19 protein-coding genes are annotated in these 19,477 nt (G+C 72.1%); 11 read left to right on the top strand and 8 right to left on the bottom strand.

Features of this window, described 5'->3' with window-relative positions; translation table 11 throughout:
* Positions 1-146: 146 nt before the first annotated feature.
* The 3 genes from BJ982_RS28125 (at position 147) to BJ982_RS28135 (ending at position 4,889) form a co-directional block, all read left to right on the top strand.
* Positions 147-2,003, top strand: coding sequence for a flavin monoamine oxidase family protein (locus BJ982_RS28125; RefSeq protein ID WP_184884965.1), 1,857 nt, complete (start codon positions 147-149; stop codon positions 2,001-2,003).
* Positions 2,004-2,145: 142 nt separating this feature from the next.
* The gene (locus tag BJ982_RS28130) at positions 2,146-3,273 is read left to right on the top strand and encodes an NAD(P)/FAD-dependent oxidoreductase (RefSeq protein ID WP_203958839.1); all 1,128 of its coding nucleotides are present in this window, start codon (positions 2,146-2,148) and stop codon (positions 3,271-3,273) included.
* 548 nt (positions 3,274-3,821) lie between these two features.
* A complete protein-coding gene (locus BJ982_RS28135; protein ID WP_184884967.1) occupies positions 3,822-4,889 on the top strand; it encodes a sensor histidine kinase in 1,068 nt (355 codons plus the stop codon).
* 16 nt (positions 4,890-4,905) lie between these two features.
* Here the strand turns inward: BJ982_RS28135 and BJ982_RS28140 are convergent, their stop codons facing one another.
* From BJ982_RS28140 to BJ982_RS28150, 3 genes are all read right to left on the bottom strand, one after another.
* Positions 4,906-5,412: a pyridoxamine 5'-phosphate oxidase family protein gene (locus BJ982_RS28140; protein ID WP_184884969.1), complete on the bottom strand. Its 507-nt coding sequence runs from the start codon at positions 5,410-5,412 to the stop codon at positions 4,906-4,908.
* Between the two features lie 112 nt (positions 5,413-5,524).
* Entirely contained in the window at positions 5,525-6,061 is a 537-nt protein-coding gene (locus BJ982_RS28145) for a DUF302 domain-containing protein (RefSeq protein ID WP_184884971.1), read from the bottom strand.
* 101 nt (positions 6,062-6,162) lie between these two features.
* Positions 6,163-7,059 (bottom strand): GNAT family N-acetyltransferase, encoded by an 897-nt coding sequence (locus BJ982_RS28150; RefSeq protein WP_184884973.1) that lies wholly within the window; start codon positions 7,057-7,059, stop codon positions 6,163-6,165.
* Between the two features lie 449 nt (positions 7,060-7,508).
* Here BJ982_RS28150 and BJ982_RS40630 point away from each other — a divergent pair, with 449 nt between their 5' ends.
* Positions 7,509-8,987 carry a sensor histidine kinase gene (locus tag BJ982_RS40630; RefSeq protein ID WP_184884975.1) on the top strand — a complete coding sequence of 493 codons (1,479 nt, stop codon included), beginning with the start codon at positions 7,509-7,511 and terminating at the stop codon, positions 8,985-8,987.
* Between the two features lie 213 nt (positions 8,988-9,200).
* A complete protein-coding gene (locus BJ982_RS28160) occupies positions 9,201-10,514 on the top strand; it encodes a lipase family protein (protein ID WP_184884976.1) in 1,314 nt (437 codons plus the stop codon).
* Positions 10,515-10,607: 93 nt separating this feature from the next.
* On the opposite strand, the gene BJ982_RS28165 is transcribed toward BJ982_RS28160, so the two are convergent.
* Positions 10,608-11,096: an ATP-binding protein gene (locus tag BJ982_RS28165; RefSeq protein ID WP_184884978.1), complete on the bottom strand. Its 489-nt coding sequence runs from the start codon at positions 11,094-11,096 to the stop codon at positions 10,608-10,610.
* A 186-nt stretch (positions 11,097-11,282) separates the two neighbouring features.
* Here BJ982_RS28165 and BJ982_RS28170 point away from each other — a divergent pair, with 186 nt between their 5' ends.
* From BJ982_RS28170 to BJ982_RS28180, 3 genes are read left to right on the top strand one after another with little or no spacing between them, the layout of a single operon-like run.
* Positions 11,283-12,095, top strand: a complete 813-nt coding sequence (locus BJ982_RS28170; RefSeq protein ID WP_184884980.1) for a helix-turn-helix domain-containing protein — start codon at positions 11,283-11,285, stop codon at positions 12,093-12,095.
* Positions 12,088-12,291 (top strand): DUF397 domain-containing protein, encoded by a 204-nt coding sequence (locus tag BJ982_RS28175; protein WP_184884982.1) that lies wholly within the window; start codon positions 12,088-12,090, stop codon positions 12,289-12,291. Before BJ982_RS28170 ends, BJ982_RS28175 begins: the two co-directional genes overlap by 8 nt.
* Entirely contained in the window at positions 12,284-12,475 is a 192-nt protein-coding gene (locus BJ982_RS28180; RefSeq protein ID WP_184884984.1) for a DUF397 domain-containing protein, read from the top strand. Before BJ982_RS28175 ends, BJ982_RS28180 begins: the two co-directional genes overlap by 8 nt.
* Before the next feature lie 76 nt (positions 12,476-12,551).
* On the opposite strand, the gene BJ982_RS28185 is transcribed toward BJ982_RS28180, so the two are convergent.
* The 3 genes from BJ982_RS28185 to BJ982_RS28195 form a co-directional block, all read right to left on the bottom strand.
* On the bottom strand, positions 12,552-13,964 hold the full coding sequence (locus tag BJ982_RS28185) for a DUF6297 family protein (protein WP_184884986.1): 1,413 nt from the start codon (positions 13,962-13,964) through the stop codon (positions 12,552-12,554).
* Between the two features lie 58 nt (positions 13,965-14,022).
* A complete protein-coding gene (gene ccmA / locus BJ982_RS28190; protein ID WP_184884987.1) occupies positions 14,023-14,634 on the bottom strand; it encodes a heme ABC exporter ATP-binding protein CcmA in 612 nt (203 codons plus the stop codon).
* Between the two features lie 68 nt (positions 14,635-14,702).
* Complete coding sequence (locus BJ982_RS28195) at positions 14,703-16,274, bottom strand: MFS transporter (RefSeq protein WP_184884989.1); 1,572 nt, start codon at positions 16,272-16,274, stop codon at positions 14,703-14,705.
* A 104-nt stretch (positions 16,275-16,378) separates the two neighbouring features.
* Here BJ982_RS28195 and BJ982_RS28200 point away from each other — a divergent pair, with 104 nt between their 5' ends.
* The 3 genes from BJ982_RS28200 (at position 16,379) to BJ982_RS28210 (ending at position 18,157) form a co-directional block, all read left to right on the top strand.
* Positions 16,379-16,939: a TetR/AcrR family transcriptional regulator gene (locus BJ982_RS28200; RefSeq protein WP_184884991.1), complete on the top strand. Its 561-nt coding sequence runs from the start codon at positions 16,379-16,381 to the stop codon at positions 16,937-16,939.
* Between the two features lie 329 nt (positions 16,940-17,268).
* Positions 17,269-17,493 carry a hypothetical protein gene (locus BJ982_RS28205; RefSeq protein ID WP_184884993.1) on the top strand — a complete coding sequence of 75 codons (225 nt, stop codon included), beginning with the start codon at positions 17,269-17,271 and terminating at the stop codon, positions 17,491-17,493.
* 301 nt (positions 17,494-17,794) lie between these two features.
* Entirely contained in the window at positions 17,795-18,157 is a 363-nt protein-coding gene (locus BJ982_RS28210; RefSeq protein WP_184884995.1) for a hypothetical protein, read from the top strand.
* Between the two features lie 377 nt (positions 18,158-18,534).
* Here BJ982_RS28210 and BJ982_RS28215 read toward each other — a convergent pair whose 3' ends face one another.
* Complete coding sequence (locus BJ982_RS28215) at positions 18,535-19,392, bottom strand: AraC family transcriptional regulator (RefSeq protein ID WP_239122677.1); 858 nt, start codon at positions 19,390-19,392, stop codon at positions 18,535-18,537.
* Positions 19,393-19,477 lie beyond the last annotated feature (85 nt).

Genomic DNA, 19,477 nt, shown 5'->3' on the forward strand with positions numbered 1-19,477 from the left:
CTTCGATGTCGAGACTTTCCGTGGTCATGTCATGACCCGGCGTGTCCCGACCGTCGGCCTGCCCGTGTCCCACGCGCCACGCGTGAGGGGCGGGACGGCGGCCGGGTGTGCCGTCCCCCACGGTTCGTCTCACACGGAGGACTTCAATGACGACCATCGACCGCCGAGGGTTCGCCCGGCTCGCCGGGCTCGGCGCCGTCGGATCACTCGTGGGCGCGGTTCCCCCGGCGCCCGCCTCTGCATCCCCCGTCTCGCCCGCGCGCGGGCTCGCCGCGCCGAGCCTGGACACCTGTCTGGAGGTCGCCCGCGATCTGCTGCTCGTGGACGAGCGCGACCGGGACCTGAAGCTGAAGTACCTGCGGGTGCTCATCGACGAGGGCCTGCCGAAGACGCGCTCGCCCAAGAAGGTGCTGGTGGTCGGGGCGGGCATCGCCGGCCTGGTGGCGGCCACGCTGCTCAAGCGGGCCGGCCACCAGGTCACGGTGATCGAGGCCAACGGCAACAGGATCGGCGGCCGCATCAAGACCTTCAGGAGCGGTTTCGCCGACCCGGCCCAGTACGCCGAGGCGGGCGCGATGCGCATCCCGGACTTCCACCCGCTGACGCTGGCCCTGGTCGACAAGCTGGGCATCCCGCGCCGCCCGTTCTACAACGTGGACGTGCGCCCGGGCGCGGTCGCGACCGGTCCCGTCCCGCCGGTCGTCTACACCGCGCGGGACGGCCACGTGTGGCGGTCGGGCCCGGTCAAGGGCAGGTTCGAGGCGCCGAAGCGGCTGAACCACACCTGGATCCGGGTGAACGGCATCATCCAGCGGCGCGACGAGTACGCGGCCGACCCGCGAAAGATCAACGCCTCGTTCGGCCTGAAGGACCGCAGGACCACCGCGCAGATCCTGGACGAGGCGCTGGACCCGGTCCGCGACCACATCTCGGTCGTCCGGGGCTCGGAGCGGGTGGACAAGCCGCTCCCGGAGCTGATCAAGGGCTGGGCGCGGGTGCTGCGCGAGTTCGACGGCTACTCGATGTACAACTTCCTGTCCGGGCACGCCAAGCTGAGCGACGCGGCCATCGACGCGATCGGCACGGTCGAGAACCTGACCTCGCGCCTGCCGCTGGCGTTCATGCACACGTTCCTGACGCGCAGCCTGGTGAACCCGGCGGCCACGTACTGGGAGCTGGCGGGCGGCAGCCGCCTGCTGCCGTACCGGCTGGAGCCGGGCCTGCGCGGGGAGATCCGCATGGACCGCCGCGCCGTGCGCATCACGACGTCCAAGAGCGGTGTGCGCATCGACACCGTGAGCGAGAAGGGCAGCGACGAGTCGTCCTCGGCGCCGCAGCGGCCCGCCGAGTCCTTCCACGGCGATGTCGCGATCATCACGATCCCCTTCCCGGCGCTGCGGCACGTCGAGATCGCCCCGGCGCTGTCGTACGCCAAGCGCCGCGCGATCATCGAGTTGCACTACGACTCGGCGACCAAGGTGCTGCTGGAGTTCAGCAAGCGGTGGTGGGAGTTCGACGAGGAGGACTGGAAGCGCGAGCTCGGCCCCCGCTACCGTCCGGGGCGGGCCACGCACGTGATGGGCGGCGGGTCGGTGGCCGACAACGCCAACCGGTTCACCTACTACCCCTCCCACCGGGTGCCGGGCAGCGAGGGCGGCGTCGTGCTGGCCAGTTACGTGTGGGCGGACGACGCGGCGCGCTGGGACTCGATGGACGACCGGGAGCGGTACTCCTACGCGCTGCGCAACCTGCGCGAGGTCCACGGCGACCGGGTCGCCGAGTTCTACACCGGGCACGGCCAGACGCAGAGCTGGCTGCGCAACCGGTACGCCTTCGGGGAGGCCGCGGTGTTCACGCCCGGCCAGATGACCGAGATCCACCCGGCCATCCCGGTCCCGGAGGGACGGCTGCACTTCGCGGGCGAGCACACCTCGCTCAAGCACGCCTGGATCGAGGGATCCCTGGAGTCGGCGGTCCGCGCGGCCCTGGAGGTCAACGCCTGACCGTCGCGCCGCTCCCCTTCCGTGGCCCCGGCACACCCGCGGGCCACGGCGGGGAGAGGGCGGATGGACATGTCCCCATCTGGTGATCGTCCTGACACCCCCCGACCACCCGCTGTCTGACCGCGGCTGTCATCATTCAGCAATGAGCATTCGGGTCGTCGTCCTCGGTAACGGGATCGTCGGGGCGAGCACCGCCTACCACCTGGCCGTCCGGGGCGCGTCGGTCACCGTGATCGACCGTCCGAGGCTGGGCCGGGCCACCGACGCCGGGGCCGGCATCGTCTGCCCGTGGGTGGACCACGACGGCGACGACGCCTGGTACCGGCTGGCGCTGGAGGGCTCCCGCTACTACACGACCCTGGCCGGGCTGCTCGCCGAGGACGGCGAAACCGACATCAGCCACGCCCGGGTGGGCGCGCTGCTGGTGGCCGAGGACCCCGCCGAACTGGCCACGACAGAGGCGCTGCTGCGCGGCCGCGCGGCGGCGGCCCCCGACATGGGCAGGGTCGGCGCGGTGGACCGCCCCGCCGGCCTGTTCCCGCCGCTGGCCCCCTCTCTCACGGCGCTGTTCGTCCCGGGCGCGGCCCGCGTGGACGGCCGGGTCGTCCGGGACGCCCTGGAGCGGGCGGCGGTGCGGCGGGGCGCCCGGGTGCGCGGCGGCGCGGCGGCGCTGACCCCGGCCGGGGCGCCGCTGCTCGACGGCACGGCGCTGGACGCGGACGCCGTGGTCGTGGCCGCGGGGGCGTGGGCGGGCGAGGTGTGCGCGCCGATCGGGCTGCCGGTCGCGGTGGGCCCGCGGCGCGGGCAGATCGTGCACGCCGAGTTGCCGGGGCTCAGGACGGAGGGCTGGCCGATCGTCCTGCCCCGGCGCGGGCCGTACCTGCTGGGGTTCCCGGGGTCGCGTGTGGTGCTGGGCGCGACGGTGGAGGACGCCGGGTTCGACCCGCGCGCGACCGTGGGCGGGGTGGCCGAGGTGCTGTCGGGCGGGGCGCGGCTGGCGCCCGGCCTGAAGGAGGCGACGATCGTCGAGACGCGCTCGGGGCTGCGGCCGGTGACCGGGGACGGGCGGCCGCTGCTGGGCGCGCTCGGCGGGCACGCCGCCAACGTCGTGGTCGCGACGGGGCTCGGCGCCTACGGTCTGACGGCGGGTCCCTACATGGGCATGATCGCGGCCTGCCTGGCCCTGGGCGAGAGGCCGCCGCTGGACGTCACCCCGTTCTCGGCCGACCCGGCGGAGCGCGAACGGGACACTCTTCTCGAAGCCGGCTGATCGTCGGCGGCCCCGGACGCCCGGCGGGTGTCGCGGTGGCCCGGGACGCCGGGGCACAGGGATGCCTAGAGGGCGTATAGGGAGGTTCTCGCGCGAGACGGGGGAACTCACAGGCTCGCGGGCCGAGGTCCAAGTGTGTTCAAGCTTTGCCCCAAGGGACTTCGGACGCCCTTGCCCGCCTGACCTGCGATGATAACTTGAGGTTTTCCAGATGGTTTCGTCGTTTCACGGCGATTTCGGAGCGAAGCCCGGTCCGGCGAACGGGGGCTCGCCACGGCGTTCCGGGGGGACGCCCGGGCGTCTCGCCGCCGCCGCCGGGCGGGACCTGGCGGCGCCCGGCGGGCGCCTTTGACGATCTCGCCGAAAAACCGAAGATTCGCTGGTTCAACGGGTGGTAAGCGCTTTCCCAACCAGACGGCGCGCCGCCCACGACCTCGTGCCGAGGGTTTCCCGGCCGCCGCCCGCGCGCGGCGGACCTCGGGAGGCCCGGCGGGCGCCAGGGGCCTGCCGCCCCGACTCCGCCTCGACCCACCGTTGGGATCCTGAAGATGCTCGCAGAGGACCGAAAGACCGAGACGCTCCCGCCGCGGCGCGCGAAGTCCTTCTCACCCGTGATCCGGAGCCCGCTGTTGCTGCCGGTCTGCCTCCTCGCGGCGCTGCTGTTCCTGCCTTCGGGCACGACGCTCGGCATCATCCTGGCAGTGGTGCTCATCGTGCTGGCCGTCGCGGCCACCTGGTGGTTCTCCGGCCACCGGACGCACTCCGTGGAGGACATCCGCACCGAACTCGCGAAGATCGACGATCTGAGCGGCCGCGTGCCGCAGCCTTCCGGCGACGGCCAGGTCGCCCGGCTCGCCCGGACCATCAACAGCACGCTCTCCCGCCTGGAAGGAGCGAAGACGGAGATGGACCAGGCACTCGAACGGCAGCGACGGTTCGCCGCCGACGCCTCGCACGAGCTGCGCACCCCCCTCGCGGGCCTGCGGGCGAACCTGGAGGAGGCGCAGCTCCACCCCGACGACACCGACCTGGACGAGCTGCTCCGTCGCTCGCTGCGCGACGTCGACCGGCTTCAGGCGATCATCGCCGACCTCCTCCTGCTGGCGAGTGTCCGCGCCGACAACCACAAACTCCGCGAGGAGACGGACCTGTCGGAGATCGTCCGCGAGGAGGTGGCGCGGGGGGCGCACCGCGTCGAGGTCCGGCACCACCTGGACCCGTTCGTGCCGGTCGAGGGCATACGCGGCCAGATCGGCCGCATGGTGACCAACCTGCTGGAGAACGCCGAGCGCCACGCCCGCCACACCGTGGAGGTGGAGGTCCGCAGGTCCGGCGACGCCGCCGACTTCTTCATCGACGACGACGGGGCCGGCATCGCCCCGGACGACCGTGAGCGCGTGTTCGAGCGGTTCACCCGCCTCGACGCGGCCCGCAGCCGGGACCGGGGCGGCACGGGCCTCGGCCTGGCGATCGCCCGTGACATCGTCCTGGCCCACGACGGCACCATCGAGACGTCCGCCTCGCCGCTGGGCGGCGCCCGGTTCCACGTCCGGCTCCCTTTGGCGGGACCGCCGTCACGGTGGACGCGCGACGCCGCCGACGCGCGGACGCCGTGACCGCCGGGCGCCCGGTTCAGAAGCGGTAGCGGGTCTGCGCGTACGGCCCCTTGGCGAAGGCGAAGGCCGTGACCGGGGCGACCCGGTACACCAGGGCCCGGCCGCCCTCGCCGTGGAAGGCGCCGTCGCGCACCGCGAACCGCCAGCCCTCGCCGTACTTGCGCACGTACGCCTCGGCGACCCGCCCCAGCAGCGTCTCGTCTGTCGCGGGCTCGGCGCGCCCTTCCAGGACGAGGTCGACGCCCTCCCGCAGGGCGTTGGCCCCGGTGGTGAGCGCGCAGCAGGGGTTGTCCGCGAGGTTCGCGGCCTTGCGCTCGCCGACGCCGGTGCAGAAGTACAGGGCGCCCTCCGCCCAGACGGCGATCAGCGGCGTGACGTGCGGCCGCCCGTCGCCGCGCACGGTGGACAGCCAGTACACCTCCGCCTCGGCGAGCCCGGCACGCGCCTCCGCCCACGGCGTCGGGGCGGCGTCCTCGGCGCTGTAGCGCCTGTCCAGCTCGGTCACGGGCTCCTGGCCGGTCATGTCCTCATCTCCTCGTGATCCCTCGGCGATCGCCCCGGGTGTCCGGGGCACGGAGATGTAGACAGGCCCGGCGCGCGGAACTCATCGGCCGCCGCGGTCCGGGTTCAGGGTGTCACCAGGCGGTGGCGCCGAGGGCGGCGGGGACGGGGACCGACAGGTGGCGCAGCAGCAGCGCGAGCTTGTGGTCCAGTTCGGCGCCGACGGCGGTGATGGCGTCGTCGCCGAAGCTGCCGAACCCGTCGGCGGGGCGGTCGAAGCAGAACCGGGTCATCCCGTCGGCGCCCTCGGTGACGGCGGTGCGCAGCGGCGCGTACAGCAGGATGGCCGGGTTGTGGCGGAACATGCGCTCGGCGATGACGTGGTTGCCCATCAGGTACTCCGAGCAGCGGAAGTAGTCGCCCGCGAGGCCCATGATCGGCCCGGCGTCGTACTTCCAGTAGATCATGAAGTGGTGGGGCGCGACACGGCCCGCCAGCGCGCGCACCTCGTCCCACCGGGCTCCGCGTTCCACGAGCCGGCCGAACTCCTCCGCCGGGTAGGGGGGTACCGCCCGCTCGTACCGGTCGAGGAACTCGTCGAAGTCCTGGCCGACCTCGATCTCGTACCGCGTGACAGGGCGGCTGACCGCCGCGATCCGCTCCCGCTCCATAGACGCCCCCCACGTCCCGGCCATCCCCACGGTTGTACGTGCCCCCGAACCCGCGGCCGCACGCCGCTCCCGGCCGCGGCGCGATCTCCGGGGGCCGCGGGCTAGCCCAGGTCGGGGTGGGGGAAGTAGCGGTCGAGGCGGAGGATGCCGGGGTCGGAGGCCATCAGAGTGTCCAGGTCGTCGATCTCCCAGCCGGTGTCCAGCAGGCGGGGCAGGAGGGGGTGGACGCCGGGGACCGCCACCTGGACCTCCTCGACGGCCGGGTGCGCGGCGACCGCGGCGGACAGGGCCGCGGCGCAGTCCTCCGGCGTCTCCCCGCCGACCGGGCCCACCTCCAGGTCGCCCTCGGTCGTCCGGGCGAACGCGTACCCCGAGCCGGTGAGGTGCAGCGTCACCCCGGGCAGGTCCGCGTACCAGGACAGGGTGCCGGTCCGCTCGCCGCCGGAGGCCCGCGCGTCCATCGCCCCGGCCTCGCGCACCCGGTAGCCGTTCCCGGCTTTTGCTCCGTTCACGCTGTTCGCGCCGTTCCGTGCGTCGGTGCCGCCCTCCGCCGCCCGCACCCCGGACGGCCCCGGGGACGTGGCGGCGTCCGGGGTGAAGGTGAGGTACATCAGCGGGCAGACAGGGCGCATTCCCTGGCGGATGTACAGGCCGAGGGCTCTGGAGTCGTCGGAGGAGAACGTGACCCGGGGCGTGCCGGACGGCAGAGCGAAGCCGAGGATGCCGCTCCCTACACCGGACGACTGGTACTCGGGCAGGACGTACAGATCGCTGAGGTGGGAGATCTGCCCGCGGCGCAGCACCCCGCCGATGCCCACGATCCGCTCGTCCACCTCGCCCACCACCAGCGTCCCGAACGCCCGCTCGGCGTCGAGGAAGTCCGGCATGTCCGTCCAGCCGTCCAGCGCCTCGTAGTGGGCGGCCACCTCCCGCACGCCGGGCATGTCGGCGTCCTCCGCCACCCGCACGATCGTCTCCCCCATCGGCCCCCCAGCCACGCTTCTTCCCCACCCGTCCGGCCGTTCGCACCGGCCCCTCCCCTGTCTTTCCCCGCCGGGGTCGGCTGCCACCCCGGCGCGGCCTCGGGCGGCCATCCGAACTTTTATCCCGTTGTGACTTCCTTGCCCTATGCTTTTGTCTGGTTTGCACCCTTTTGGGGTGTCTGCTAGAGTCGCTTTTGCCCTGACGGGTCCCCCTGTGCACGGGACCGCCCACCTTCCGTGCGGCGCCGCTCACCCGGCGTGCCCCGTCCGCCGCCCCCGCGCCCCGCAGGGGTCCGCCTCCGGCGCCACGCCGGACGGCTTCCCCACCCGTGGATGCCCTCGCTCCCCCCTCGACGGACGACTGCCGTCCCGCGCCGACGCGGGGCTCCGACCGGAGACAGCGGCGGGGACCGTAAAGAACCCAAAAGACCGATAAAGGTGGACACAGCGTGAGGAGGACCCGCGTGCGGCGCAGACCCCCGGATTCATCGCGCCCGCGATGGCGCGACCTCCGCCCGTGGCGTTTCCGGACCATCCGCGGGCGCGTCACCGCCCTGGTCGCCGTCATCGCCATGCTCCTGCTGGTCCCGGCCGGGCTGCTGGCCGGCACGCTCGCGCGCCAGCAGCTCACCGAGGCCGGCTGGGCCGACGCGCGGTACGCGGCCGGAGCCGTCGCCGCCGCCGACCGGGTGGGACGGCTGGTCGGTCCGGGCATCATGACCGCCTTCCCCAGCATCGACCTCATCCAGGTCGTGGACTCCGACGGCCGGGTCCTCGCCGCCACGCCCGAGGCCAGCGGCCTGCCCGCCCTGTCGGACGTGCGCCCGCCCGCCTCCGACCCGCGCGCGGACCTGAAGACCTGCGCGCACCGGAACCTCGGCTGCCTGCGGCTGACGGCGCTGCGCGTCAACTCGTCGCCGGACTCCCACGTCGTCTACGCCGCCGGCGCCGACCGCGGCGGCATGTCGGTGGCGGCGTTCGACCTGATGTTCACCATCCAGGTCGCGGTGCTGATCTCCCTGGCGGTCGGCGCGGCCTGGAAGATCACCGGGCGCACGCTGAAGCCCGTCGACGCCATCCGCGCCGAGCTGGCGGCCACCAACCTCAGCGACCTGAGCAGCCGGGTGCCCGAACCCCCGGGCGACGACGAGATCGCCCGCCTCGCCCGTACCGTGAACAGCACGCTCACGCGGCTGGAGATCGCCCGCGGGCGGATGGAGGACGCGCTGGCCCGGCAGCGGCGGTTCGCCTCCGACGCCTCCCACGAGCTGCGCACGCCCGTCGCGGGGCTGCGCGTGCGGCTGGAGGAGGCGCGCATGCACCCCGAGGAGACCGATCTGCCCGAGCTGATGGACCGCGCGCTCGGTGACGTGGACCGACTCCAGGCGATCATCTCCGACCTGCTCCTGCTCGCCAGGATCGGCGGGGACGCGCCCGGCGCGCTGAAGGACGTGGACCTCGCCGAGATCGTCCACATGGAGGTCTCACGCCGCGCCGACCGGCTGCCCGTGCGCCTGCGGCTGACGCCCGGCGTCGTCGTCAAGGCGATGGACACGCAGATCGCCCGCGTGCTGACCAACCTGCTCGACAACGCCCAGCGGCACGCCAAGCGCGTGGTCGTGGTCGAGGTGCGGGCCGCGGACGGCCACGCCGAGCTGATCGTGTGCGACGACGGGGACGGCATCGCCGTGGAGGACCGGGAGCGGATCTTCGACCGGTTCACCCGGCTGGACGCCTCGCGGTGCCGGGACAAGGGCGGCACCGGTCTTGGCCTCGCGATCGTCCGCGACATCGCCCACGCGCACGGCGGCACGATCGAGGTCGGCGACGCACCCGAGGGCGGCGCGTGTTTCGTGCTGCGGATCCCCCTGCCCGTGTCCGAGGCGCCGCGACTGCACGTCACCGGCGCGGCGCTCACCCTGGCGTCCTCCACGCACCGATAGGACGCCCGCCGGTCGGCATTCCCGTCGCCGGGACGAGGGCTGGGAAACGAGTTTTGCCAGTCCGTGAGATTTGACCTGGGATGTCCAGGAAATCGTGAGGGACAGGCGGATCTCTCGGTGCGCGATAAGCGACGGTCACGACGCTGTTGTCCTGCTCATTCTTGAGGCCGCGGAACACTCGAAGGCACCGTCGCTTATCGGAAGGTGTATGGCGTGGCTAGCGTGGATACCAGCAGGAACAATCGCCAGTCGGATAAAACCGTCCCGACCGCGGTCGCCCAGGCAGGCGCGGGAAAGGTGGTGAGCGGCGCCAGGAAAGCGGTCGCCGGCGACCACCTCGCGGGCGAGTGGGAGGAGCGCGTCCGCGACATCCTGCGCGTGGGCGGGCTGCGCAGGCGCGGCGTGCAGGCCCCGTCCTATGACGAACTGCGGCCGTTCGGGCACCGGGAAACGGCCGGATTCCCGGTCTACAAGAATCTGGAGCGGCGGCTTCTCACCGCCACCGAGCACCCGGACCCGGAAATCGCGCACGTGCTCGCGACGTGCGCCGCGTACTCGTACTCCGACCCCGAGACGCTTTCCATGATCATGGCGAGAATGGGTCTTGAGGACAATCACTGTCAGATCATCCAGTCCTCGGCCGACGCCATGCTCATTTCCTCGACGGCGTTCCTCATTCTCAGCAGGAGCGGCCGGGTCGGGATCCTCTGTTACCGCGGCACCCAGCCGCTGAACTTCATCAACTGGCTGAGCAACCTGGACGTCGAGCCGGAGCGCATCGGCTACCAGATCAGCGACCCGTGCGCCACCGTGCACGCCGGGCTGTACCGCAACGTGCGGGCCACCCGCTACGAGATCATGAACGCGCTGCGCCACGCCATCGGCGACCACCAGGGCGCCGGCGTCTCCCGCGCGGACGGCCCCGCCCGCTCCGGCGAGCACTACTCCGCGCCCGAGGGCCAGTTGGAAGCGCTCTACATCACCGGGCACAGCCAGGGCGGCGCGATGGCCGCGCTCCTGGCCGTCATGATCCGGCACGAGCGCAAGTACCGCGACGTGCTCGCCGACCGCCTGCGCGCCGTCTACACCTTCGGCCAGCCGATGATCGGCGACCCGGCCTTCGCCGAGGCGTGCCAGAGCGACCCGTTCCTGCGCCAGAACGTGATCCGGTACGTGTACGACGGCGACGTGGTGCCGCACCTGCCCTCCACCGCCTCCGGGCCGTTCCGGCACTTCGGCCGCGAGTACCACTACCGGGTGCCGCACCTGGTCGGGGGCCTGACCTCGGTGATCTCCGCGGCGCGCTGCCCGTCGCGCATCCGCAAGGGCCGCTGGGAGGCCAGGAGGCGCGCGACCGGCCAGATGCCGGGCCTGTTCGGCATCCCGCTGTCGGCGATCGCCTACGTGGCCCGCAGGTTCGAGGCCACCCGCGCGCTGCCCGCGGTGTACTCGATCGACGACCACCTGCCGCAGCACTACATCTCCGCTCTGACCCCGCCCGGGGTCCAGAACGAGTTCGGCGACTGACACCCGCCCGCGATCACGTCCCCGGGGAGGCCATCCGGCCACCGGTTCTCAGCCCGGCACCAGGCTTTCCGCCCGGTGCCGGGCTTCCGTTCGTCACGGGAAATCGCCCCAGAGAAGCGGTCGCACGCTCTGTAAGGCGGTCTCGCCGGATTCCGGGGATTCCCTCTGCCGGGGCAGCAACGGAAGGGCCGCCGGCCTGTACTCGTACGCCACCTGAAACCACACCGTCCGGCCGGCGAGATCCTGGCGTACGCCCCAGGAAGAGGCGAGCGCCTGGACGATGTGAAGCCCGCGCCCGCCCTCCCCCGATTCGTCTTCACGCACCCGCGGAGCCTCTTCGCCGCCCGCGTCCACGACGTCGACGTGCACGAAGTCGTGGCAGTCGGCGAGCGCCACCGTGACTTTTCCGCCGTTCCTGGAATTCGAGTGGACCACTGAATTGGTGACCACCTCGGAGACCAGAAGTACGACGGAGTCCACCACCGGATGACCGTCCCCCAGTTTATCCCGCGCGAACTCACGGGCCATTCCGGCCGACCTCGGCTCACCGGCCAGCTCGATGACGCCCAGCAATCTTCCCATCCGCATGCGCACGCCTTTCGTCCGACGCGGGAAACGCGCTTCTTGGAGACTTCGCCCTCTCAGAGTGGCGACGGCGGGCTACGATCGGGGAGCGATTGGCTATTACGAGCGTTTACATTTTGGTGAGGAGTAAGTGAGCACAGCAATATCCATAAAATTAAGCCAGAAAGGACCGATTTGCCCCCCATGAAGGAAACAGGATCGACCGAATCCCCACGTGCCTTCTTCGCGGCCGAGCTGCGCCGGTACCGGGAGGCCGCAAGGCTCTCCCAGCGGGCACTCGCCTCCCGCATAGGCTTCTCGGAGTCGCTGGTCGCCATGGTCGAAACCCTCCGTCGCCCCCCGACCGACGACTTCGCCAAGGCCTGCGACAGGGCTCTCGCCCTGGACGGCGTCATGAGCCGGCTCTACGTCGCCATGGCGTGGGACAAGGCCGTAGAACACCTCAGGCCCTGGCTTGAAGAGGAAGAGGACGCCGAATCGCTCCGAAGTTGGGAGCCCACCCTGATCCCAGGTCTCCTCCAGACCGAGGCGTACGCACGCGCGATGTTCTCAACAGCCCCCGCCATCACTCCCGAGGAGGTCGAGGATCGGCTGGTGAACCGCATGCGGCGGCAGTCGATCCTGCACAAATACAAGCCACCGATGGTCACCTTCCTCATGGACGAAGCGGTGATCCGGCGTCGTGTAGGGAGCGCGGACATCATGCACGAGCAGATGAAGCTCCTCCTGGAGATGGCCGAGCGTCCCAACGTGACCATCCAGATCGTGCCTTACGACACCGGAGAGCACTGCGGCCTGGCAGGCGGTTTCATCATCGCCGAACGGAACGGAGCCGCCTACGCCGCCTATACGGACGCGCAACCGAATGGGCGGACGATCCAGCACCGCCAGATCATCGCCGAACTCAGCGCCAGGTATGACACCATCCGCGCCGAAGTTCTACCGTTTAGGCAGTCACTCCGACTCATAGAGGAAGTGGTGAATCAAAGTGGGTGACCTCCAAGGCGCACGCTGGCGCAAGAGCACCTACAGCACCGACAACGGTAACTGTGTCGAGGTCGCGTCCAACCTCCCCGGCCTCATCGCGGTCAGAGACAGCAAGACACCGACCACCCCGACCCTGCTCCTTACACCGGCCGAGTGGTCCGCGTTCCTGACCCACCTCAAGAACGGCACGATCACCGGTGGGTGACCTGCAGAAGGCCTGGTGGCGTAAGAGCTCCTACAGCACCCACAACGGCGAATGTGTCGAGGTGGCATCCAACCTCCCCGGCCTCGTCGCGGTCAGAGACAGCAAGACACCGACCAGCCCGGCCCTGCTTCTCACCCCGGCCGAGTGGTCCGCGTTTCTGACCCACCTCAAGAACGGCGCCTGATCTCCCGCCCAGTAGCACCAGAACGCGAGAGCCCTCACTCAAGAGCAGCCGAGGAGGGCTCTCGCGTTTCCGCTTCTCAACGCGGCGCGGAACGCCACACGTAGGCCGCCAGCACGGCGACTCCCCAAAGGGCCTGCGCGGCGAGGTAGCCCCCGAGGTGGGCGGGCCGGTCGAGTGCCGCCTGTAGGGCGGGAAGCGCGCCGAGCAGTGCGATGTCCACGCCGGTCAGCGCCCAGAGCACCGGGCCGGAGGGGATGGTCCCCATCCCGGTGTCGATGAGTGGCATGGAGTGGTCGACGGGATGCCTGCGCGCCATCCGGAGCGCCCCGGCGGCCGCGGCGGGGGCGCACAGCACGCCCAGGAGGAGCCAGGGGCCGGTCATGTCCAGGCACGTCAGAGCGAGGGTGGTCCAGGCGGCGGCCAGCAGGACAGGCGGGAGGGCCCTGGCCGCCAGCGCCTGGCGGGAGCCCACGCCCAGCAGCCGGGCGAGGGTGGGGTCACCGGCGTCGCGCCGGGCTCCCGAGGTGACGGACATGGCGGCGGCCAGGCCGCCCGCGGCCACCAGGAGAAGCGTGGGCGCCGAGAACCCGGCGCGCGAGGCGACCATGGGCAGCAGAGTGGCCAGAAGCAGGAGGGCCTGCGGGCCGGGGCGGCGGGCCAGCCGGCACACCTCGGTCCACGCGAGCGACAGGGGAACGGGGAGCCGTCTCGGCCAGGAACGGGACCGCAGATCGCGGGCACGCCAGTGGGCGTCCTCGGCGATCCAGGCCAGCCCGCTCGGATCCAGGTTCGTCGTGGCCCTGGCCAGGTCGCCGGTCCGGGTGGAGGCGGCCAGGAGTATCCGTGCGGGCATCCGGGCGAGGGCCGACCATGCCCGCCGCAGGAGCAGTGCCGCCGCGGCGGCGCACGCGACGGCGACGGGTCCGATGGGCACGGAGGGCAGCAGGTGCGGCGCGACGGCACAGAGAACGGCGACGAGCACCAGCGCCGCCAGCGTGACCTGGAGCCAGGCGTCCCAGGCGGCGGAGGACTGCGCGAGCACGGCCCAGGCCATGCCGCCGGTGGCGGCCGCCACGCCGAGGACCAGCGCCGCGACCAAGTGCCCGGGGGCCGCGGTCACGACCGGCAGGGCGAGGCCCAGCGCCAGACCGGCGGTGATCGAGACCGCGAGCAGGACCGGAACGGTCCTGCTCAGCACCGAACGCCGGGGCAGCGGCGTCAGGACGAGCCAGGCGGCGTCGGCGGGCGGCACCACCACGGGTCCGAGGGCGCGGGACAGGGCGAGGAAGGCCGCGTACCCGGCCACGATCAGCGCCGATCCGGCGCCGACCTGCGCGGGGGTGGCCTGCCTCGCAGCCGTGGTGAGCGCGGAGCCGACGGGCTTGGCGGCGACCACGGCCGCGACGAGCAGAGCGAAGACGGTGACGTAATGGTCGGCCCACCTCTTCGCGGGCCGGCCCGACCGGATGAGGGCCCGGATCTCCTTCACAGGTCGACCCGCCTAGCACCGGGGACCCGGGTGAGCCGGATGAGAGCCTGGATCTCCTTCACAGGTCGACCCTCCTGGCGCCGGGGACCTGGGCGAGCCGGAGGTCGTGGGTGGCCATCACCACGGTGCCGCCCGCCGCCGCGTACTCGCTCAAGATCTCGCCCAGCCGCACGCGGAACTCCGCGTCCAGACCTCGCTCGGGCTCGTCCAGCAAGAGGATCCGGCTGGGGCGCACCAGGGCCATCGCGAGCGAGAGGCGTTGCCGCTGGCCGGTGGACAGCCGCAGTGGCGCCATGTCGGCGCGCCCGGCCAGGTCGAACAGTTCCAGCGCCCGCTCCGGGGCCAGGCGTGGCGGGCGGTGCACGGCGGCCATGAGGTCCAGGTGTTCCCGCACGGTCAGCCCGGGATACCAGGCGGGCTCGTCGGCGACCAGGGCGACATCTCGCCAGAAACCCGGCTCGTCCGACGGCGGGCCGTCGATGACCGTCAGCTCTCCGGCAGCGGGAGAAAGCAGTCCGGCCAGGCATCGCAGCAGGGTCGACTTGCCCACGCCGTTCTGCCCGGTGATGGCCACGATCTCGCCCGGGGCGGCGGTGAGGTCCAGATCACTCAAGATCGGATTACCGCCGAGCTCCACGGCCAGCCCAACGGCGTTGATCACTTGGGACATGCTTCAGACACTATGCGCCGTGCGCGCACACCTGCCGATGATCGCCCCGATCCCGAGTCCCTCTCTGTTCATCTCGCGTGCCCGCCACGCCGGACGAGCAGGGCGAGCAGCGCGCTCGCCGTGGCCGCCCCGGCGCCGACCCACATCGCCGTGTGCAGGCCCGTCATGAACGCCTGCGCCGAGGCGTCGGCGACCGCCGCGGCGACCTGGCCGTGCACGCCGGGAACGATCGGCGGGAGTCCCTGGCCGACCGTGCCCGGAGAGGCGGCCACGCGGGCGGCGACCTCGCCGGGCACCCCAGCGCCGGCGAGCGCGTCCGGCAGCGCGCCGGCGACGGCGCCGGCGACCACTGATCCGAACACGGTGGTGCCGAGGACGCCGCCGAGCTGGTTCGCCGTCGTCTGGAGGCCGCCGGCGACGCCCCCGAACTCGACGGGCGCGTTCGCGACGATGGCCTCGGTCGAGGCGACGATCACCAGCCCCATGCCGAGCCCCAGGGTCACCAGGTACGGCCACTGCCCGCCGTAGGGCGAGCCGGCCTCCAGGCCGGTGAGTCCGTAGAAGGTGCCGGCGAGCAGGAGCATGCCCCCGAACAGCGGCCAGCGAGGGCCGAGCCTTCCGGTGAGGAAGCCGCCGAGCGGCGCGCTGACCGCGAAGACCGCGGTCAGCGGCAGCATCCGCAGCCCCGTCTCAAAGGGGCTGTAGTGGTGCACGTTCTGCAGGTAGAGACCAATGAAGAACAGCACGCCGTACAGCGCGAAGTTCCCGGAGGTCACCAGCGCGACGCCCAGTGACAGCGAGCGGGACCGGAACAGCGACAACGGCAGCAGCGGGTCGGCCGCACGGTGCTCGCGCATGATGAACAGGCCGAGGACGGCCAGGCCGGCGAGGCCGGGAAGGAGCACGGACGAGGAGCCCCAGCCGTGCCGCTGCGTCAGGATCAGGGACCAGACGACCAGGAACAGGCCGCCGGACAGCAGGGCCGCTCCGGACAGGTCCATGCCTCCCGCGCGCGTGCTCGCGCGCGACTCCGGCACGCGGCGGACGGTGAGGAGGACGGCGGCCAGGCCGAGGGGGAGGTTCAGCACGAAGATCGCCTGCCAGGAGACGTACTCGACGAGCAGGCCGCCGACGATGGGGCCGGAGGCCGCGGCGAGCGCGGAGGCGCCTCCCCAGGCGCCGATCGCGCGGTCGAGTTCGGCCGGGGGGAAGGCCGCGCGCAGGAGCGCCAGCGTGTTGGGCACCAGCATCGCCCCGGCGAGGCCCTGGAGCACGCGGAACGCGACCAGGACCTCGGTCGAGGGCGACAGGGCGCAGCCGAGCGAGGTGAGCGCGAAGCCCGCGACGCCGATCAGGAAGACGCGCCGCCGGCCGAAGCGGTCGCCGCACTTGCCGCCGAGGACGAGTGCGACGGCCAGGGCGAGGAGGTAGCCGTTCGTCACCCACTGCAGGCCGGCCAGGGACGCGCCGAGGTCTCTGCCGATGGTGGGGTTGGCGACGTGGACGATGGTGCCGTCGAGGCTGACCATCATGACGCCGAGGGCGACTGCGGCGAGCGTGAGCCGGCGCCGTCGCGGCGACGGGTAGGCGGCCTCCGTCGCGGTGGGGGCGGCGGGTGGGTGGAGATCAGAGGTGCTCATGGCGAGGAACTCCATCGGGGACATGGACGAGCGAAGTGGTACAGGACAGTACCACTTGGTACTCCGCTGTTCCACTTTTCGCGTGGCACCGGCAGAGTTCTCCTATGAGCAGCAAGAACCTTCGCTCCGACGCCAGGCGGAACCGGGACGCCGTGCTGGCCACCGCGATGCGCGTGCTCGGCCAGAAGCCCGACGCGAGCATCCAGGAGATCGCCGACGCCTCCGGAGTCGGCCGCACCACCGTCTACCGGAACTTCCCGGCGCGCGAGGACCTGGTCCGCGCCCTGTTCGCGGTGGTGGTCGAAGAGCAGCGCGCGATCGTCGCCGCGGCCGTCGCCCAGGGCGGGACCTCCGCGGAGATCCTTCGCCGGCTCGGACCCGAGATCCTCGCGGTCGGCGAGCGCTACCGCTTCCTCGACGTGCACCGCGACCTCGTCACCGAGGATCCGCACGAGCGCCCCGGCCCGGAGGACCCCTTGCTGACCTGGCTCACGGCCGCGCACGAGTCCGGCGCGATCCGCGCCGGACTGCCGCCGCACTGGGCGTACGCGATGGTCCGCGCGCTCGCCGTCGGCGCGAACGAGGAGGTCGCCGCCGGCCGCGTGAGCCCGGCGGAAGCGGGCCGCCTGCTCGGCGAGACGCTGGTGCGGACCTTCGCGACCTAGCCGCCGGTCGCGGCCCGCCGGTCGCCCGGCACATCGCCGCCTTCAACCCCGACAAGGGCGAGAAGGACGGCCCGGCGTGCGGTTCGAACGCCGGCTCGCCGCGCCGATCCCCGAGGCGTGGACCGCGCTCGGCGGCGCCCCGGACAGCGGGCCGGAGGGCGATGCGGACCTCGTCACGAACGACGGCGCGGAAGGTTGGCCTGGGGCGCAGACGAACGACGGCGCGGAAAGTGGCGCGGGGCCTCGACACGAACGACGGCGCGGAGGGTCGCGCGAACCTCGGCACGAACGGCGGTGCGGGCCGTGGGGTGGCGCCGGAGGGGTTCACGATGCCGGGCTTTCCAGCGATCGGGGTCATCGAGGTCAAGTCGCCGCACGTACTGGAGTGCGACACGCCGTCGGGTGGTGCGCTGGAGCTCGGTCAGGGCATCGGGCACGGCCCACGGCTCGCGCTCGCGCCTGCCTACCCGCCCGGGGAACGCACGACGGCGCGGGCCGCGTGGCGTACGTACCTCGGACGCCTGGCGGAGCGCCTCCGTGAACGGCTCGGGTGACCGGACCGGCTCGGGGTGAGCGGCTCGGGCGGGTCGGGTCGGGCGGGGCAGGACGGGCGGGGCGGGACGGCTTGGGCGGTCTGGCCGGTGATCGGGTTGGGCGGGTCGGCTCAGGCGGGGCGGGCGGGGCGGCTGGGGTGAGCGGGTCGGGCGGGGCGGGGCGGGGCGGCTTGGGCGGTCTGGCAGGTGATCGGGTTGGGCGATGCGGTTAAGTGATCTGATGGGGTGATCGGGTAGGTGATCAGATCGTTACTCTCGGTTACGATGGGGGTGCTGAAGATCGACGGCCGAGGAGAAAGCCATGCGACGTACCCTGACCACCCTCAGCGTGCTGCTCGCCGCCGCGCCCCTGCCTTTGATGGCCCTGTGCCCCGCGTCGGCGGCCGGGTGGGGGAACGGCGACGCGGACGGCGACATCGTGGTGGAGACCTCCAGCCTGCCGCGCACCAGGTTCTCCCACCCCGCGCCCGGGTGCTACTCGCTCCCCAAGTTCCCGCTGCTGAGCACCGTCACGGTCACCAACGGCAGCAACACCGACGTGATCATCTACTCCGGTGAGCAGTGCAAGCCCGGCTTCCTGCGCCCGGCGACCCGGGTGCGCGCGGGCACCTCCTCCCGGCACACCCTCACCGGCGCCTACAGCCTCATGGTCGACAACCCCTGACCGACCCAGCCCCCGGCGGGGCCTGACACGACCCCACCGGCTTCGGTGTCGCCCCGCAGCGTTCACCCGGGCTGAACCGGGATGGACGACCAGCGAACACCGGCAGACTGCCGGTGTTCGCTGCGCCTGCGCTAAGCGACGGAACCCGGGAAGCCCAAGCCGCGGCGCGGTGGTGGGCCGACCGGCTCACCACCACACACCCCGCGGACACCGGCGACGCTCAGGGCCCGCACCTCACGCGCACCCAGGCCGACCTGAAACAGTTCTCCCGACCCGCGAGCAGGTCGACATCTTTTCCATGGCGTCGGAAAAGATGTTCCACCCTCGTGGCGTCGGCGCGACTGGCATATGGGGATCAGCCATGACGATCGCTCACCTTACGTGCCGGAGGCGCGCCCGCGGGGCCAGGCGACATCGTCGAGCGCGAGGAACGGCGAGACCACCAGCGCGGCCGGTGTCATCCCGGCGAAGGTCATGGCGTCCCTGTGGAGGTGGGACTGGTCGGTGTAGCCGCATTCCGCCGCTACCAAGGCGGTGCTGTGGCCGGCGGCGAGACGGTGGGCCGCGTGGTCGAAGCGGATGAGCCGGGCCGCGCGCTTGGGGGTGAGACCGGCCTGGGCGCGGAACCGGGACCACAGGCGCTTGCGGCTCCACCCGGTCTCGGCGGCCAGTCGTTCGACGCGTATCCGCCCTTGGCTGGCCACCATCTGCCGCCAGCAGAAGGCGACTTCCGGATCGACAGCTCGGCCTGCGCCGTCCCGCCGGGCCAGCGCGGCCTGAGCGATCGCGAAGCGCTCCTCCCACGACCGGGCCGCACGCAATCGCTCGTGGATTCGTACGGCCTCTCGTCCCCACAAATCATCGAGGGTGGCCACCGTCCCGCCCAGATCCGAAGAGGCGCCCAAGACCGCGTGTGCCACGATCGGCGAAAGCCGCACCTGCAGGCACTCAGAACTCCTGGCCAGCCCCCGTCCTCGAGCCCTGTTGGGCGCGAGCCCGGCGACGACGCGTTCGCGCTGCCGCGAACCACAACCGTCTTCGACGACGAAGGGCTGGTCACCGAGATCGAACAGCAGCGTGACCGCGGGGTGTGAGATCAGCGCGACGTCGTGGAACTCGTTCGCGTGATCGCCGAACCCCGCCATCACGACCCCCGGCAGCCGACCGGGACGACGCGACGGGAGCGTGATGTCCCATCGTGGTGCGCCGGCGCTGACCGGCTTGGCTGACCGCACGCCGACATCGTAGGAGTCCCTTCGCGGCGGCCACAACGCGGCGATGTCAAACACGGCTCGGACGCGAGACACGGCGCGACCGCGC

Origin of the sequence: Sphaerisporangium siamense (assembly GCF_014205275.1) — a bacterium.
GTDB classification, from domain to species: domain Bacteria; phylum Actinomycetota; class Actinomycetes; order Streptosporangiales; family Streptosporangiaceae; genus Sphaerisporangium; species Sphaerisporangium siamense.

Excerpts from the sequence above, each read along its gene's own strand:
- BJ982_RS28125 (WP_184884965.1), top strand. The coding sequence starts at position 147 with ATGACGACCATCGACCGCCGAGGGTTCGCCCGGCTCGCCGGGCTCGGC.
- BJ982_RS28130 (WP_203958839.1), top strand. The coding sequence starts at position 2,146 with ATGAGCATTCGGGTCGTCGTCCTCGGTAACGGGATCGTCGGGGCGAGC.
- BJ982_RS28135 (WP_184884967.1), top strand. The coding sequence starts at position 3,822 with ATGCTCGCAGAGGACCGAAAGACCGAGACGCTCCCGCCGCGGCGCGCG.
- BJ982_RS28140 (WP_184884969.1), bottom strand. The coding sequence starts at position 5,412 with ATGACCGGCCAGGAGCCCGTGACCGAGCTGGACAGGCGCTACAGCGCC.
- BJ982_RS28145 (WP_184884971.1), bottom strand. The coding sequence starts at position 6,061 with ATGGAGCGGGAGCGGATCGCGGCGGTCAGCCGCCCTGTCACGCGGTAC.
- BJ982_RS28165 (WP_184884978.1), bottom strand. The coding sequence starts at position 11,096 with ATGGGAAGATTGCTGGGCGTCATCGAGCTGGCCGGTGAGCCGAGGTCG.
- BJ982_RS28170 (WP_184884980.1), top strand. The coding sequence starts at position 11,283 with ATGAAGGAAACAGGATCGACCGAATCCCCACGTGCCTTCTTCGCGGCC.
- ccmA (WP_184884987.1), bottom strand. The coding sequence starts at position 14,634 with ATGTCCCAAGTGATCAACGCCGTTGGGCTGGCCGTGGAGCTCGGCGGT.
- BJ982_RS28195 (WP_184884989.1), bottom strand. The coding sequence starts at position 16,274 with ATGAGCACCTCTGATCTCCACCCACCCGCCGCCCCCACCGCGACGGAG.
- BJ982_RS28200 (WP_184884991.1), top strand. The coding sequence starts at position 16,379 with ATGAGCAGCAAGAACCTTCGCTCCGACGCCAGGCGGAACCGGGACGCC.
- BJ982_RS28205 (WP_184884993.1), top strand. The coding sequence starts at position 17,269 with ATGCCGGGCTTTCCAGCGATCGGGGTCATCGAGGTCAAGTCGCCGCAC.
- BJ982_RS28210 (WP_184884995.1), top strand. The coding sequence starts at position 17,795 with ATGCGACGTACCCTGACCACCCTCAGCGTGCTGCTCGCCGCCGCGCCC.